This is a genomic window from Terribacillus halophilus (assembly GCF_900162685.1).
Taxonomy (GTDB): Bacteria; Bacillota; Bacilli; order Bacillales; family Amphibacillaceae; genus Terribacillus; species Terribacillus halophilus_A.
Genome location: NZ_LT727828.1, coordinates 168,417 through 183,731, shown reverse-complemented (window position 1 = coordinate 183,731; position 15,315 = coordinate 168,417). Strand labels below are relative to the sequence as shown.

Genomic DNA, 15,315 nt, shown 5'->3' with positions numbered 1-15,315 from the left:
AGCATTTCCTGCTTTATTACTTTCGCATCTGCCTTACATTCCGAACTAGCTTCGGTCCTCTTTTAATTCCCTCTACACCTGCCATGCTGCAGATAGAAGCAATAATTATTCCTGCTCCCAATAATTTCGCTGTCATATAAAGTCCTGAACCAGCTGCGATATCCACAAGAAGAAATGAATAAATAGCAGTCGCGTTTACAACAATGATAACAATTTCTTTCTTCTTTACCGCCATAAAGCAAGCCCCCTTCACAATGTCCAGTGTATGCCAAGGAAAGCTTGACTCATGTTCAGATATTCACACGTTCTACTCTTGCTTCTTTTACCTTTTGAACGTATTGCCGTGCCATGGAAGTGATTTTGGCAAAGTCACCTGTGGCTGCTGGCGCCACAAGATTCCCGCCAACCCCAACTGCAACTGCCCCGTTCTGCAGCCACAGTCCAATGTTCTCCAAGTCCACTCCGCCTGTAGGCATTATATTAACTTGTGGCAACGGAGCTCTGACAGCCTTCATAAAGCTTGGTCCATAAACACTTCCTGGAAAGAGCTTTACAATATCCGCGCCCGCCTCCATTGCGTGTTTGATTTCAGCAATTGTCATGCAGCCTGGCAAGTAAGGAACTTGGTAGAGGTTGCACATCCTGGCTGTCTCGGCATCAAAAGCCGGGCTAACGATAAAACGGGCTCCTGCCAGCATCGCAAGACGAGCTGTTGTACTATCCAGCACTGTTCCTGCTCCGATTAAGACATTTTCGTTCTCTTTATATTGCGAAGAAAGTTCTTTTATCACCTGATCTGCATCACGGACTGTAAATGTCACCTCAATACCTGTAATTCCACCTTCAATACAGGCACCTGAAATCTGGATCGCCTCCTCTGGCGAATCAGCACGAACAACAGCTACAATCCCTTGCTCGCTAAGCTTAGTTAGAACCAGCGCTTTTTCCATCTGTATTCCCTCCTATTTTATATAAGGCGTTTTACAAACGTTAACCGTTCCCGTATCATAAGATATAGTAATGATCGCAATAGAAACGGAGTAATACCTATGTCTAATGTGCAATCACTCGAACGTGCTTTGACCATTTTGAATACGCTTTCCGATTACCCTGACGGCCTGACGATAGCCAAGCTTTCTAAACTTGTAAATTTATCAAAGAGCACTACACATCGGCTTCTCGCTACACTTGTTAATATGAATTACGTAGCAAAGAATCCGGAAAACGACCGTTACAAAGTTGGCTTGCAGACACTCTATGTCGCGCGCAGCGTCTTGAATAACAACAACATCGCAACTGTGGCAAAACCATACTTAAAGCAGCTTTGCAGTGATGTTAATGAAACTGTTCATCTTTGCCTGGAAGATAAGGGGGAGATTGTTTATATTGATAAGCTGGAAAGCAATCAGACAATTCGCATGTACTCCCGCATTGGCAACCGAGCACCAATGTACTGTACCGCTGTCGGTAAGGTACTTTTGTCCGGTATGACTCCCGGACGATTGGAGGAGATTGCTGATGCTACAACATTCTCTCCGCGGACACCTCGCACCATCACTTCAACAGAAGAACTTAAAGACGAAGTGATAAAAGTACAGCAGCAAGGCTATGCGCTTGACGATATCGAAAATGAAGAAGGCATCCGGTGTATCGCAGCTCCAATTTACAGTCATGAGCACCGTATCGTAGCGAGCTTTAGCATTTCCGGTCCGAGTAACCGCGTGACAATGGAGCGGGTGAATAATGAGTTAATCAAAAAGATGAAAAACTGCAGCCAAGCCATTTCTCGCGCTTTAGGCTATACCAGTTAATACGAAGACCTTCCAAACGGAAGGTCTTTTTTGTCAGCCAATTGGCTCCCGTTTCATAAATTGCCGCAGTTCTTCTCGGTTCGGCAAACCATCATTGTCTCCTGGCGACATAACTGCTAGGGCACCAATTGCAGCTCCTCTAGCAATGCAGTCAGACAACTCCAGTCCTTCCAGCATTCCGCTTACAACGCCGACCGCAAAACCGTCTCCTGCTCCAACTGTGTCGACGACTTCCTTTACCGGAAAACCTTCTGTATAAAATTGCATTCCATCCGCACAGCTTGTAAACGCTCCTTCCGCACCAAGTTTTAACACAACATTAGGTACGCCCGCCGCTTGATAATACGCAGCAATATCCAATACATCACGCTTGCCAGTTAATTGTTTTCCTTCAGCAATCCCAGGAAATATAATATCTGCTTGACTAGCAAGTGCGTTGATCACCTGCACCATTTCTTCCTTATCCGGCCACAGACCTGGACGGATATTTGGATCGAACGATATTTGCAGTCCTTGTTCTCTCGCTTCTTTCATCATTTGGAATACAAGCTCACGGCAGCTACCTGATAAAGCTGGCGGAATACCAGTAAGATGGAGATGATCATATTCCGTCCACTTGATTTTCTTAATCAGCTTTCTGTCCATATGAGATGCTGCTGAATTTTTCCGAGCCGAAAATACCTCAGGGTCTCCACTCTTCACTTTCTGTTTCCATTGCATGCCTGTTAAAAAAGCAGCATCATAGTTTATATAAGATGTATCTATATTGTTTTTCCTTAGGAATTTGTGAATATTTCTGCCAAACGGATCTAAGCCAAGCTGTGTTATATAGGTTACTTCATGCCCAAGTCGCGCCATTCCAATGGAAAAGTTGACCTCTGCTCCGGCGATAAAGCGAGAAAAGCGTTCCGCATCATCCAGTAATCCTTCTTGTTCAGCAACAAATAATGCCATCGGTTCCCCAATTGTAAGAATCCTGCTCATCTTTCAACATCTCCTTTATGCAAAGAGAGACATACTGTATATGCCTCTCCATTTGTTTTATACAGTATTTGAGTTAATATTGTCCGAATCAATAGTAGAATCATCCGAATCTTGCTCTTCTTTCTTCTTCATAAACTGCGCCCAATAGGCCGTAATGATTGGGACAAGAACAGAAGTAACAACAACAGATGCTGCGACAAGTGCAGTAGCCGCTTCTGCAATAGGCATGAACTCCGGTATCATTGTCGCAATAATCATTGGGTTGGCAACAGCTGCTCCGGCTGTACTTGACGCTGCAATTCCAGCGGTTCCGTTTCCGCCTCCAATGAACTTATCAGCGAGCATAAGCGGTATACCAGTAACAACGATAACTAGGACACCAAGAAGAATACCTGCAATACCAGTATCAAGAATAACTCCCAGATCAATTGAGTTACCTAATGCAAAGCCGAAAAATGGGATCATTGTCTGCGTTGCTTTGCCAAAGAAGGTACGAAGATCGCTATCGAGGTTTCCTAGCAGGAAACCGACTAAAAATGGAAGTACTGCTCCCACAAATACTTGCGGTTCAAAAGCAGCAAGTCCGGTGGAGCCAAGAATCACCATTGTCATCAACGGACCAGATTCCAAAGACATCAGCACAAATGCTCCGGCTTCTTCCTTTGACCCATACTGCTGCATGATGGATGCATATAAACCGCCATTGGTCATATCCATCGCTGCAACGAGTGTTAACACCGAAAATCCAGCAAACAAGCCAGTCTGAATACCGCCTTCAGGCAGGAATTGCGCAGCAATAATCGCAACGACCCATGCAACCGCAATTTTTGTGATGACGAGTGTACCCGATTTTCGAAGAATAGTACCCGTTGATTTCAACTGAATGCCAGCTCCCATACAGAAGAACCAAACTGCCAAAATAGGAACGGTACCAGTCATAAGTCCACCTGTAAACGAACCAAAATAATCTGATGAATTTGGTGCAAAGGTATTAATGATTGCCCCTAAAAATAACGGTACGAGCATAAGCCCGCCAGGAATTCTCTCCATCGTCTTCATTATTTTCATTTTGCATCCCTTACCTTTCGTTATAGGTAATCGAGCAAAAGAAATTGAGATATTTGAATCACACGAGGTGATATGCTATTTTAATAATGATCGCCCAGATCATTGGATGAGAGGGTGGCATACACAAAGATGTTCCAGATCTTTGGTCACCTTCCCAGTCCTCTCAATCTCTTTTTCCCGTCAATCAGCTTTGACGCAATTCATCCACATTCCTATCTTGCGAGCCAGCCACCATCAACAGCCAGTACATGACCATTCATATAGTCGGATGCTCGGCTTGCCAGAAATACAACCACACCCATTAAATCAGACGGATCCGCCCAGCGACCGCTTGGAATTCGCGATAAGATTTCCGCATTTCGCTTTTCATCCGCACGAATCGGTGCTGTATTCGCTGTTGCGACATACCCGGGTGCTATGGCGTTTGTCTGGATATTGAACGCTCCCAGCTCGTTCGCAAATGCCTTCGTTAATCCCGCTACTGCATGTTTGCTTGCTGTATAAGACGGTACGAACTTTCCGCCTTGGAATGACAGCATAGATGCCACATTGATAATTTTTCCGCCGCCTTGTTCTTTCATCACTTTCGCTGCTTCCTGCCCTAACAAGTAGACCGCGTGCAGATTCACGTCCATGACCTTATCCCAATCTTCTTCCTTGTACTCTAGCAGCGGCGTCCGAATAATAGTCCCAGCATTGTTTACTAATATATCAACTCTGCCAAATACATCTACGCAGCTGGCAACTACTTGTTTTACTTGCTCTCTATCTGTCAAGTCAGCTTGATGGAACTGCGCCTTGCCGCCGGACTGTTCGATCAGTACCTTTGTTTCCTCCCAGTCATCTCTATGCGTTACCACAAAAACAGCTGCCCCTGCTTTTGCCAAAGCGACAGCGTATCCTTGGCCAAGTCCTTTACTGCCGCCTGTTACAATTGCAACCTTGCCTGCCAGATTAAAATAATCCATTGAAAAGTCCGTTAAGCTCATTGTTCTCCCCCTTTAGCGAAGCTCATCCATTGCCACTTTATCCATGTCGGTGTATGTCTTGTTTTCACCAGCCATCCCCCAAATGAATGCGTAATTGCTTGTTGCACTTCCGCAATGAATGGACCATGGCGGAGAAATAACGGCTTGTTCATTTTTCATGACAAGATGGCGGGTTTCCGTTGGCTCTCCCATTAAATGAAACATGCGGGCTTCCTCATCCAGATCGATATACAAATAGGCTTCCATGCGGCGATTGTGGGTGTGAGTCGGCATCGAATTCCAAACACTGCCGTTTTCGATAATGGTGATACCCATGGCAATTTGACAGCTCTGAATACCTTCGAGGTGAATAATACGGCGGATAACGCGTTCATTAGCACTTTCCTTAGCTCCCATAGCATCACCTGGAACATCTTGGAACGATACATGTTTAGTAGGATAAGAAGTATGTGCAGGTGCCGAAAATAGATAGAACTTTGCAGGAGCTGCTTCCTCACTGCTTGTAAATAGTAATTTTTCCTTGCCCTTGCCGATGTAAATACAATCCTTATTCGCCATTTCAAACGATTCACCGTCTACTGTGATCGTTCCATTACCGCCAATATTGAAAATCCCAACTTCCCGTCTTTCCAGGAAATAATCTGCTTTAATTTCGTCATAACCTTCCAAGGCAATAGCACTGCCCGCTGGTTGGATACCACCGATGATTGTACGGTCCTCCATACTATAGACAAGTTTGGTTTCTCCAGATACAAATAGGTCCTCAACTAAATAATGTTTGCGTAATTCCTCTGTCGTGAATGTTTTTGCATGCTCTGGATGCGTCGCATAACGCAGTTCCATTCCAATCATCTCCTTCCTTAATTTGCGTTGCTTATCCCGCAACCATGAAACCCCTTACATTTAAGTCGAAATAAAAAGTACCCAAAGTTCGATACCCCCATCGTTCCACTATGTGGTACGGTGTTTCATTATAAGTATTATAGCGCTTTCATCGCCTTAAATCCAGCCTAATTCTCAAATATGTTATATTAATTCCTTTTTCTATAACCTGGTTTTATTTATCAAATAAATCTACTATCTACCATCTTAATCATTATCTTGCCAATTCCCTTCCAGTCTAAAAATCTGATAAACTAACACTAACCATGATGAAAGGGATTACACCTATGAACCCAACTTTAGAAATGATTATTTCCATATTTGAGCGTGCTGCTTTACTGCTAATTATTCTTTTCTTCCTGACGAAAATAAAAGGGTTTAAGGAGATTCTGCAGAAAGAGCATCACTCCGTTAGAGAACTTAGTGTATTGACTATCGTTTTCTGCAGCTTTGCTATTTTTGGCACCTACTCTGGAATTGAAGTGGAAGGATCTCTTGTTAATATTCGCACAGTTGCTATTATTTCTGGAGGCATCTTATTCGGACCGTGGGTTGGTATTATTACGGGGATTGTATCCGGTTTGCATCGCTATCTAATTGATATTGACGGGATTACCTCTCTTCCCTGCTTGATTACTAGCGTGACAGCTGGCTTTGCTTCAGGCTTTATCAATAAAAAAATTAAGAAGCATCGCTGGTGGTATGTTGGTATTCTCACCGGGGTGCTGTCTCAAGCACTAACGATGACGCTTATCATTGTACTTAGCGAACCTAAATCATTGGGAATTTCTATTGTGGAGCAGATTGTTATACCAATGATGGTTGGAGAAGTGAGTATTGGATTACTCGTCCTGCTCGTACACAACATCGAAGGCGAGAAAAAACAGATTGCTGCTGCACAAGCGAAACTTGCATTGGATATAGCAAATAAAACACTACCTTACTTCCGTTCGATTACACCTGCTTCCCTGCAGCGCATTTGTCAAATTATCAAAGAAGAAATTGGTGCAGATGCTGTAGCCATAACAGATACCAAGACTGTTATTGCCTATCATGGCCTAGGTGCAGAACGATATCAGAATACATCTCGCATCGTAACCGATATGACCAAAGAGGCACTATCCAGCGGTGACATCGTCATTCGTAATGAAGTCGATGACCTGCATTTACCGCAAATGCACTGTTTGCTGATTGTTCCTTTTCAAGAAGGAAACGAGGTCACAGGTGCTTTAAAAATTTATTATGAGAAGAAAAACAGAATCACAGATTCTCTGCAAACACTTGGAATTGGACTAGCACAAATTATTTCAAACCTTATGGAGATATCGCGGATTGAGCAGATTAAAGAAGCTGCCAATAAAGCGGAGTTAAAGGCACTGCAATCGAAGATCAACCCGCACTTTCTCTTTAATTCACTTAACGCTATTGCCTCTACAACGAGACGTGATCCAAACCGCGCGCGTGAACTGATTCATAATCTGTCTGGCTACTTGCGTTACAACTTGGAGCTGCATGATGAAATGATTGCTATTGAGGAAGAACTAAAGCAGGTTCGCGATTATGTAGAAATTGAGAAATCGCGCTTTGGTGATAAGCTTCACATCATCTATGATATTGACCCTGTGCAGGTAAAGGTACCAAGTCTCCTGCTGCAACCTTTAGTAGAAAACGCTATTCATCACGGGGTGCGAAAAAGCAGATGGCAGGGCGCTGTTTACCTTTCTGTAAAAGCGCAAAAAGATTTTATACGCATAAATGTATCAGACACCGGTGCTGGTATTGAGGAAGAAATTGTTGAGAAGCTATATAAAGATGAGGCACGTGTTAAAAATATTGGATTGGCAAATGTACATCAGCGAGTCCGCCTAAATTACGGAAAAGGCCTAACGATTAATCGGCTTGATCCTGGTACAGAGATTTACTTTGATATACCGGTAAAGGAAGGTAAATAACTATGACGTTACGCGCAATCATTGCAGAAGATGAATTCCCCGCTCAAGAGGAGCTGCAATATTTAATTCAAACATATAGTTCAATTGAAGTAACAAAATGCTTTGATGATGGCTTGGATGTGCTGAAATATTTCCAAGAAAACACAACGGATGTACTTTTCCTCGATATCAACCTGCCTTCATTGGATGGGATGATGCTCGCAGGAAGTTTAGCCAACTTCAAACAAAAACCGATTATCGTGTTTACAACTGCTTATAAAGAACATGCTGCAAAAGCATTCGAGCTGGAGGCTTTTGATTATATATTGAAGCCCTATAGCGAGGAGCGCGTTGCCTCGATGCTTAAGAAACTTGAATCAAAAGGGCAATTACCAAAGCCCGTAACACCAGAACCCAGCCAATCAGCCGAACGATTGAATGTTTGGAAAGAAGAAAAAATCTACGTTATCAACGTACAAGATATCGCATACGCCGAAGCTGATGAAAAACAGACAGTAGTTCACACAAAGGACGGTATTTACACGTATCCTGGTTCGATTAGTACATATGAGGAATTACTTCCTTCCGGGATGTTTTTCCGCTGTCACCGCTCTTATATTGTGAACACCGAGAAAATTCATGAAATCCTGCCTTGGTTTCATAATACGTACCTCGTAAAAATGAAAGGAATGGACGAGCAAATACCAGTCAGCCGCAGCAAGGCAAAACAGTTTCGACAAATCATGCGCCTTTAACGACCATTCATTCCGCTGCACATGCAATTCAGGAGAAACCGCTTTCAGAAACATTTGCAAAGGATATTATAAAACTATCAAAACAACGCAGATGAAATGAGGGATTTCTCATGAAAACAGGAATGAATCGCTGGCTGATCGTCCTCGGTACGATTATTACACAAATTGGTCTCGGTACCATTTATACTTGGAGTTTATTTAACCAGCCCTTGGCTGATGCATATGGTTGGAGCACCTCAGCTGTGGCCGTCACCTTCTCTATTACAAGTTTTGCACTAGCAATTGCTACTTTATTCGGCGGAAAGCTGCAAGATAAGTTAGGTATCAAAAAGCTCGTTATTTGTGCAGGTATCTTGCTTGGAGCCGGCTTGATGCTAAGTTCCTTAGCTTCATCACTATGGCTTATCTATCTGCTGGCGGGTGTAGTCGTCGGCTTTGCAAACGGTATTGCTTACATTACGACACTATCTAATGTAATCAAATGGTTCCCAGAAAAGAAAGGCCTTATATCTGGTATTTCCGTAGGTGCTTTCGGTACAGGAAGCCTTGTCTTTAAATATATCAACCAATCCTTACTTGCTTCTGCAGGTGTGCAAGGCACATTCTTAATTTGGGGAATTGCTGCACTTGTCTTAATTAGCGGAGGCGCATTCTTGCTGAAGGATGCATTGCCGCAAGAAACAAACACAAGCACAACTCAAAAGGACTTCACTGTTAAGGAAATGCTGAAAACCAAACAAGCATACATCCTATTCGTCATCTTCTTGACTGCATGTATGAGTGGATTGTACTTAATCGGAATTGTGAAAGATGCTGGTATGGAGCTAGCTAATCTGTCTGCTGCCACAGCAGCGAATGCTGTCGCTATCGTAGCAATCTGTAATACAACAGGCCGTGTTGTGCTAGGTGCTCTTTCTGACAAAGTAGAGCGATTGTATCTAGTTGCTGCAGGATTGATTGTGACAGCTGGTGCTGTTGCAGTACTTAGCTTGGTGGAGCTCTCCACAACCTTATTCTTTGTTTGTGTAGCAGCCGTCGCATTCTTCTTTGGCGGAAACATCACCGTATTTCCAACGATTGTAGCAGATTACTTCGGTCTGCAAAACCAAGGTAAAAACTATGGTGTCATTTATCAAGGATTCGGTATTGGAGCACTAGGCGGTTCCTTTATCGCTACACTGCTTGGCGGTTTCCAGCCAACATTTGTCGCCATCGGTATTCTTTGTGTCATCAGCTTCTTCCTAGCTGTTACGGTCCGTAGTCCGCAGCAGCCAGCAGCTGTTAAGAAGCAGCGCCAACGTCAGAATACAAGAGCGGTACCGTCTCAGCAGCATTAAAGTTATACCCTCGGTCTTGTTAGTAACCGAATACAAATGAAATATTAAAAAGGATGGATTAGCAACTATCATTGCTAGTCCATCCTTTTGTGATTGACTCTTCTTTAACTATTTTGTTTGATGAACTCTAGTGTTTTATTTATTATATGTTGCTGGTCATGATCCAGTGTAGCAACATGATAACTATTTTCCAAAGGATGGATATTTTTCTCATGTGCATGTATTGCATCGTAAATCACTTGCGTATTATTTGGCGGAACTACATGGTCTTCTTTCGAGACAAAAATCAGAGTTGGACATGTAACTGCACTTAAATCTGCTTTTACTTTATCCATAAGCGTTACTAATTCTTTGATAGACTTCACTGGCGTTTTTTCATAAGCTAATTCCTGTACACCATCTTTTTTAATATCTGATCCAATAGCATCTAAAAATCTGGTTTCTGTTTGATTAGGAGCTGATGTCATTGAAGGTATCTCAATAGCTGGATTAATAAGTGCAATAGCCTTTACTTCAGGGTGCTTTTCAGCCATATACAAAGATAATGTTCCCCCCATTGAAAGACCAACTACGATAATAGCATCACATCTCTCGTCCAACCATTTATAACCTTCCTCCATGGATGTTATCCAATCTTGATGTGTTGTATTTTCCATATCTTCGTAGTGCGTCCCGTGTCCTTTTAAACGCGGTCCGCATACTGTATAACCAGCATCAGCAAATGCCTCTCCAAGCGGTCGCATACTTTGTGTTGACCCCGTAAAACCATGTGAAACTAAAATTCCAACTTCATTTCCTTCAAAGTAAAATGGCTCTGCACCTGATAAAAGTACATATTGCCCACTCATAAAACCCCTCCGTCTCTATATTGTTTCCGCTTACATCAAGTATATGACAAAGACACTATAACAGCAATTAAAGCACTTCATGCATAAAAATAAAAAGCGTTGTTAGAGATAAGTCCAACATGGTGCGAATAATAGCTACTTTGTCCGGTTATCTGTCGCCAAAATTGAATACATATAATGATCTTCAAACTTCCCATCTATCCGCAATACGTCACGTTCCAACCCTTCCCGCTGAAAACCACATTTCTCTAAAACAGCAATGGACCCTTGATTTCGGGGCACTACGCCTGCTTCTACACGATGGAAATGCGCTTCTCCAAACGCAAAATCAAGCACAAGCTGGACTGCCTCTGTCATATAACCTTTTCCATTGTGTGCTTCATCGAGCGAATAGCCAATCATGCATCGTTCAGCTGTTTTTCGTTCAATGAAAAATAAAGATATGGTACCAATCAAACTGTCTTTCTCTTTTAGGAAGATTCCGAATTCGTACCGCTTATCTGCTTTCCAATCATCTAAAGCAGCCTTAATATTCTTCTGATATTTGCATGTGTATAATCGGAATCGTGTCGTTTTACTGGCGAAATTGATTCAAATAGCACCCGGTTACGTAAGTTAAGATCCAAAAGCTGTTCGGTATCCGTTTCCTTCAATGGTCTTATTAGCAATCTATCACTCTGATACAACTGATTCTCCCCCTTTGCCTCATTATACCGAACGAAAAAAGGACCTGCGCATAATGCTACAGATCCTCCCCGCGGTAAGACATAATCAGATAGCTGGCACTGACTGGATGGTAGTCCGTTTTTGGTGAAGGGCTTTTTACCTCTCCTTCAACTTTATTCTCTGTTGTCAGCCATTGATACCATGCACCGTGTTCCGGATCGATGAGGACATCCTGCACATAACAGAATAGCTCTTCGTAATGTTCACTATAGATATCATTACCTGTCTGGCTGTGAAGCAGCGCTGATGCAGCTAAGGCTTCCGCCATAACCCAATATGATTTCCCTTTATCAATAATCTCTTTGTCCGGACTCATCGCGAAATAAATCCCGCCATTGCTTGAATCATGATAATGTTTCCAGCCCGTTTGATACAGCTCCTCCGCTCGTTCCAATAGCCAGCTAGTTGGCTGATGAAGATTTAACCAAGCTAAGAGCTTGCTCCATTCCAACTGATGACCTCCGACAAATCCGTATGCCCGGAATTCATCTCTCGTTTCACCATAGTTAAAGTTTTCATCCTTCATCCACGCTTCGTCGTAGTTCTCCCAAATGAGTCCGTTACTTTGAGCTGCGAGCTCATTGGTTACTTTGTCTGCAATACTTAATGCTTGATCAAGATAATGGCGTTGATCTGTTGCTTCATAAGCTGTAATTAACGATTCACACATGTGCATATTACAGTTTTGTCCGCGATATTCCAGGAAGCTTGACCAATCGCGGCTTGCTTCGTCTTTATACAGTCTGGCAGACGGCTCATACAATTTCTCCGTAAGCACTTGATAAATATCTGCAAGCAGTTCGTCCGCTCCCTCTATTTCTGCCTCCACTGCAGCGACGGCTGCCCGGAAGATAAATGCATGTCCGTAGGTTAATTTCCGATCATCAGCTGCACTACCTTCTTTCCATTCTGTGTAATAACCGCCGTAATCCTGATCTCGCATTCTATTCTGGAAGAAGGTGATCCCATGTTCAGCTGCTTCTTTATATTCCTCTTTTTCTGTAAGCGTGTAACCAACGCTGAAGTTATACAGATGACGTGCTTGTCCAACGATGTGTTTCGTTGTGGCATCAGTTAATGATCCATCCATGTAATAGCCTTCATGATAGCCGCCATACTTCCTGTCTAATGCTTGCGGATAATAGAATGCCAGAGTTTCTTCTATATGTTGCAGTAGACCTTGTCTTGTATGAAAATCGAACGTATTTTTCACGTCACGCCACCCCTCTCGTTTTGGTATGTGTCTTTTATTTTCCCTTTTTTGCCATAGACAAACGAAGCATAAGGAAACCGTAGAGCACAAATTAGAACCAATCGCTTATGGTAGCTTCGTGCCTGTCTTTTTTGTCAGTATTGGGTTGAACATCAGCTTCGAAGGCGTTGGTTCACAAATGCTTATCAGTATTTTGGCAATCGCAACGAAGCTGTTCAGTAGTGCCCTTGGAGACTAACGAAAAACAACAATCAGCTTCTTAGAAAGGCTCTTAATAGATCTTAAAAAAGCGTATACTAGGAGAAAAGGATGTGGAGTTTGGTGCGAAAAGCTGCTTCTTTCACGTTGTACGGTATGTTGATTCTGATTGGGACTGTTACGGTATTACTGGCTGTCTTTTGGCTGCCATCCGCAGCCAGTACAGCTGCTGTGCAAAATCCAGACTATGCTAATTTGCAGGTGCCAGTTTTATTTGGAATTTACGTAACGCTGTTTCCGTTCTTATTGTCAATCACAGAGGCACGCAAACTTGTAAAGGCAATCCTGTCCAAACACGCCACACCTGCACGGACCCGAATCAAATGATACGCTTACTCTTTTGCGTAGTGCATGTATTGGCTTCCTGCTGTTACAGTGAGCTTTGTTCCCTGGCTTCACGATCATCGGACTAACCGTCATTGTCACTTGTTTTACAGCGGCAGCTTTTGCAGTATTTATGCGTCACATATTAAGTCCAAGCGCTTAGCTAGAATACAGCATAAACAAAAGAGGCTGTCGGTTAATGACAGCCCCTTTGTGTTGATTCAAAATATAAATGATGATGCAGCTGGCACCCTGGGTTGAATGCTGCATGACAATGCGGGCAGTAATCTGTATCCATGTATGCATGGATGGTAAGCGTTGATTTACACACACCGCATAATATAGCTTGTTCATCGAAATGTTCTCTCGGCCATACGGCAGCTTTGTGTCCAGCTGCCTCTTCATGGCATTTATAGCAAGGATAGAATTTGTTACAGCATGCAAACTTGATTGCGATGACATCGAGCGGAGAGTGATAATGTGTACACCTTGTCTCTCTATCAACTGTTTTTCCGTGTACTTGGCACATGCTACTTACCAATATGAAAATCAGAGAATGGATAGAAAGTCATCTTCACTTCACCGATTACATCTTCTTTCGATATAAAGCCAAAAATCCGGCTGTCCTTGCTGTTTGTACGGTTATCACCCATGACGAACAGCTTTCCTTCAGGTACAGTTTGTTCGCCAGTCAGTTCTTTTAATTTGAAGTCGCCAGTAATCATATCCTCCGGAAGATAAGATTGATCCTGCGCTTCTCCATTTACATACAACACATTATCTCTCACTTCAATCGTATCACCCGGTAATCCAATTACCCGCTTGATATAGTGGGCATCTGCATCTGGTGCGTTAAATACGACAATATCGTCTTGTTCAATCTTAGATATCTTGCTGACAATGACATGGTCACTGTTTTGATATGTCGGCATCATCGATTCGCCGTGGACAGTCGATGGTGTGAACAAAAAATAGCGGCAAGCGAAGGCAATAATGACAGCAATACCAATTGCTTTTATCCAGGAGAGAATTTCTCTCGTAGTTTTGTTTTCTGACATAATTCATTCTCCTAACCTATCTTTTTGTGAAGTATAGGGTACATTTTTTATTTTAGCAGTGTCAAAGATAGATGCAAAGCAGGATCCTTTTCTCCATAGCCCAGACTGATTCATTTTATTCTGCATACGTTAGGATTGTGGCCCATAAGGCAGGCTCTAATCCTTTATTACAGGAAGTGATACACAATGACTGATAAAAAAAGATGTGATGATTGCAAAGAGGCCAGATGCAGATGCTGTCAGCCTCCTCTAATCATTGAGATACCAGGAAGAACTGGAGTGACCGGACCAACAGGGGGCACAGGACCGTCCGGACCAACAGGTATTACGGGAGCTACTGGCGTAGGACTTCCAGGTCCGCCTGGGCCGACCGGACCTTCTGGGGGACCTCCTGGACCGACTGGGCCTTCAGGACCAATTGGACCTACGGGCATCACAGGAGCTACTGGCGTAGGACTTCCAGGTCCGACTGGACCAACTGGGCCACCCGGACCAGCTGCTGCAGGTTGCTGTCCGTGTACCAACCTGTTAGCTAACCCCGGCTTCGACTTATCACCACCTGGCGCAGCACCAGCGAGCTGGACATCTGACACTGCGACTGTCGTTACCTTTCCGAATGCGCACAGTGGTAGATTTGTAACGAGCCCAACTGTTCCAGTGATTCAATCCGTTGGTATAAGGGGACTAAATTCAAATCCCGCAGAAGGAGAGGTCGCAACACCTGGATTCATTAACCAAATTGTTTCCGTATCACCTGGTTGCTGCTACACATTGACTTTTGCTGGAGACGTGCGGGCAAATGGTATTCTCGTTGCGTCTGTATCCTTTCCGCCACAGCCTTGCCCACCTCTGATTACGAATACTGGTACACCTGGTGGAACTGTAACAACAAATCCGATACTAACCAATAACATTCCGCACATCATTGCCGTTTCCAACCAGCCACAGAGTGTGTTCCAACATTACACGTTAACAGTCTGCGCACCGCCAGGAGCCACGACAGCCTGTGTTACGTTCCAAAACGTCGGTAATGTCGCACCTGGCAGTACAGCATTTGTAGATAATGTTGTTTTCAAAACTACTGGCGGACCATGTGATACTTGTACGCAGAATTTTTAAAGGTGGTGTAAC

General features: G+C 43.4%; 17 protein-coding genes and 1 pseudogene. 7 read left to right on the top strand and 11 right to left on the bottom strand.

What is annotated here, in order from left to right; translation table 11 throughout:
• Positions 1-16: 16 nt before the first annotated feature.
• The gene (locus B1K52_RS05725; protein ID WP_077306245.1) at positions 17-235 is read right to left on the bottom strand and encodes a hypothetical protein; all 219 of its coding nucleotides are present in this window, start codon (positions 233-235) and stop codon (positions 17-19) included.
• 55 nt (positions 236-290) lie between these two features.
• A complete protein-coding gene (locus B1K52_RS05720) occupies positions 291-950 on the bottom strand; it encodes a bifunctional 4-hydroxy-2-oxoglutarate aldolase/2-dehydro-3-deoxy-phosphogluconate aldolase (RefSeq protein ID WP_077306243.1) in 660 nt (219 codons plus the stop codon).
• 99 nt (positions 951-1,049) lie between these two features.
• On the opposite strand from B1K52_RS05720, the gene B1K52_RS05715 reads away from it, so the two are divergent.
• Positions 1,050-1,811: an IclR family transcriptional regulator gene (locus B1K52_RS05715; protein WP_077306241.1), complete on the top strand. Its 762-nt coding sequence runs from the start codon at positions 1,050-1,052 to the stop codon at positions 1,809-1,811.
• A 33-nt stretch (positions 1,812-1,844) separates the two neighbouring features.
• On the opposite strand, the gene B1K52_RS05710 is transcribed toward B1K52_RS05715, so the two are convergent.
• The 4 genes from B1K52_RS05710 to kduI all read right to left on the bottom strand — a co-directional run bounded on the left by B1K52_RS05710 (position 1,845) and on the right by kduI (position 5,695).
• Entirely contained in the window at positions 1,845-2,795 is a 951-nt protein-coding gene (locus B1K52_RS05710) for a sugar kinase (protein WP_077306239.1), read from the bottom strand.
• 57 nt (positions 2,796-2,852) lie between these two features.
• On the bottom strand, positions 2,853-3,863 hold the full coding sequence (gene kdgT / locus B1K52_RS05705; protein ID WP_077306237.1) for a 2-keto-3-deoxygluconate transporter: 1,011 nt from the start codon (positions 3,861-3,863) through the stop codon (positions 2,853-2,855).
• A gap of 212 nt (positions 3,864-4,075) precedes the next feature.
• Positions 4,076-4,852, bottom strand: coding sequence for a 2-dehydro-3-deoxy-D-gluconate 5-dehydrogenase KduD (gene kduD / locus B1K52_RS05700; protein ID WP_077306235.1), 777 nt, complete (start codon positions 4,850-4,852; stop codon positions 4,076-4,078).
• A 12-nt stretch (positions 4,853-4,864) separates the two neighbouring features.
• Positions 4,865-5,695, bottom strand: coding sequence for a 5-dehydro-4-deoxy-D-glucuronate isomerase (gene kduI / locus B1K52_RS05695; protein WP_077306233.1), 831 nt, complete (start codon positions 5,693-5,695; stop codon positions 4,865-4,867).
• Positions 5,696-6,021: 326 nt separating this feature from the next.
• Between kduI and B1K52_RS05690 the strand changes: the two genes are divergently transcribed.
• The 3 genes from B1K52_RS05690 to B1K52_RS05680 all read left to right on the top strand — a co-directional run bounded on the left by B1K52_RS05690 (position 6,022) and on the right by B1K52_RS05680 (position 9,757).
• The gene (locus B1K52_RS05690; protein WP_143588843.1) at positions 6,022-7,686 is read left to right on the top strand and encodes a LytS/YhcK type 5TM receptor domain-containing protein; all 1,665 of its coding nucleotides are present in this window, start codon (positions 6,022-6,024) and stop codon (positions 7,684-7,686) included.
• 2 nt (positions 7,687-7,688) lie between these two features.
• Positions 7,689-8,420, top strand: a complete 732-nt coding sequence (locus tag B1K52_RS05685) for a LytR/AlgR family response regulator transcription factor (RefSeq protein WP_077306231.1) — start codon at positions 7,689-7,691, stop codon at positions 8,418-8,420.
• Between the two features lie 110 nt (positions 8,421-8,530).
• Positions 8,531-9,757, top strand: a complete 1,227-nt coding sequence (locus B1K52_RS05680; RefSeq protein ID WP_077306229.1) for an L-lactate MFS transporter — start codon at positions 8,531-8,533, stop codon at positions 9,755-9,757.
• A gap of 104 nt (positions 9,758-9,861) precedes the next feature.
• Here B1K52_RS05680 and B1K52_RS05675 read toward each other — a convergent pair whose 3' ends face one another.
• From B1K52_RS05675 to B1K52_RS05665, 3 genes are all read right to left on the bottom strand, one after another.
• On the bottom strand, positions 9,862-10,605 hold the full coding sequence (locus B1K52_RS05675) for an alpha/beta hydrolase (RefSeq protein WP_077306227.1): 744 nt from the start codon (positions 10,603-10,605) through the stop codon (positions 9,862-9,864).
• A gap of 135 nt (positions 10,606-10,740) precedes the next feature.
• A complete protein-coding gene (locus B1K52_RS18200) occupies positions 10,741-11,085 on the bottom strand; it encodes a GNAT family N-acetyltransferase (RefSeq protein WP_256855958.1) in 345 nt (114 codons plus the stop codon).
• A 262-nt stretch (positions 11,086-11,347) separates the two neighbouring features.
• The gene (locus B1K52_RS05665; protein WP_077306225.1) at positions 11,348-12,544 is read right to left on the bottom strand and encodes an AGE family epimerase/isomerase; all 1,197 of its coding nucleotides are present in this window, start codon (positions 12,542-12,544) and stop codon (positions 11,348-11,350) included.
• Between the two features lie 58 nt (positions 12,545-12,602).
• Between B1K52_RS05665 and B1K52_RS17670 the strand changes: the two are divergent.
• Positions 12,603-12,776 (top strand): annotated as a pseudogene (locus B1K52_RS17670) (cation:proton antiporter domain-containing protein); the annotation flags it as partial.
• Between the two features lie 77 nt (positions 12,777-12,853).
• Positions 12,854-13,129 carry a hypothetical protein gene (locus tag B1K52_RS05660; protein ID WP_077306222.1) on the top strand — a complete coding sequence of 92 codons (276 nt, stop codon included), beginning with the start codon at positions 12,854-12,856 and terminating at the stop codon, positions 13,127-13,129.
• A gap of 193 nt (positions 13,130-13,322) precedes the next feature.
• On the opposite strand, the gene B1K52_RS05655 is transcribed toward B1K52_RS05660, so the two are convergent.
• Both B1K52_RS05655 and lepB read right to left on the bottom strand, forming a co-directional pair.
• A complete protein-coding gene (locus tag B1K52_RS05655) occupies positions 13,323-13,655 on the bottom strand; it encodes a CHY zinc finger protein (RefSeq protein WP_077306220.1) in 333 nt (110 codons plus the stop codon).
• A gap of 1 nt (position 13,656) precedes the next feature.
• Positions 13,657-14,184, bottom strand: a complete 528-nt coding sequence (gene lepB, locus B1K52_RS05650) for a signal peptidase I (protein ID WP_077306218.1) — start codon at positions 14,182-14,184, stop codon at positions 13,657-13,659.
• A 186-nt stretch (positions 14,185-14,370) separates the two neighbouring features.
• Between lepB and B1K52_RS17865 the strand changes: the two genes are divergently transcribed.
• Positions 14,371-15,303, top strand: coding sequence for a collagen-like protein (locus B1K52_RS17865; protein WP_373022244.1), 933 nt, complete (start codon positions 14,371-14,373; stop codon positions 15,301-15,303).
• The last annotated feature ends 12 nt before the right edge of the window (positions 15,304-15,315 follow it).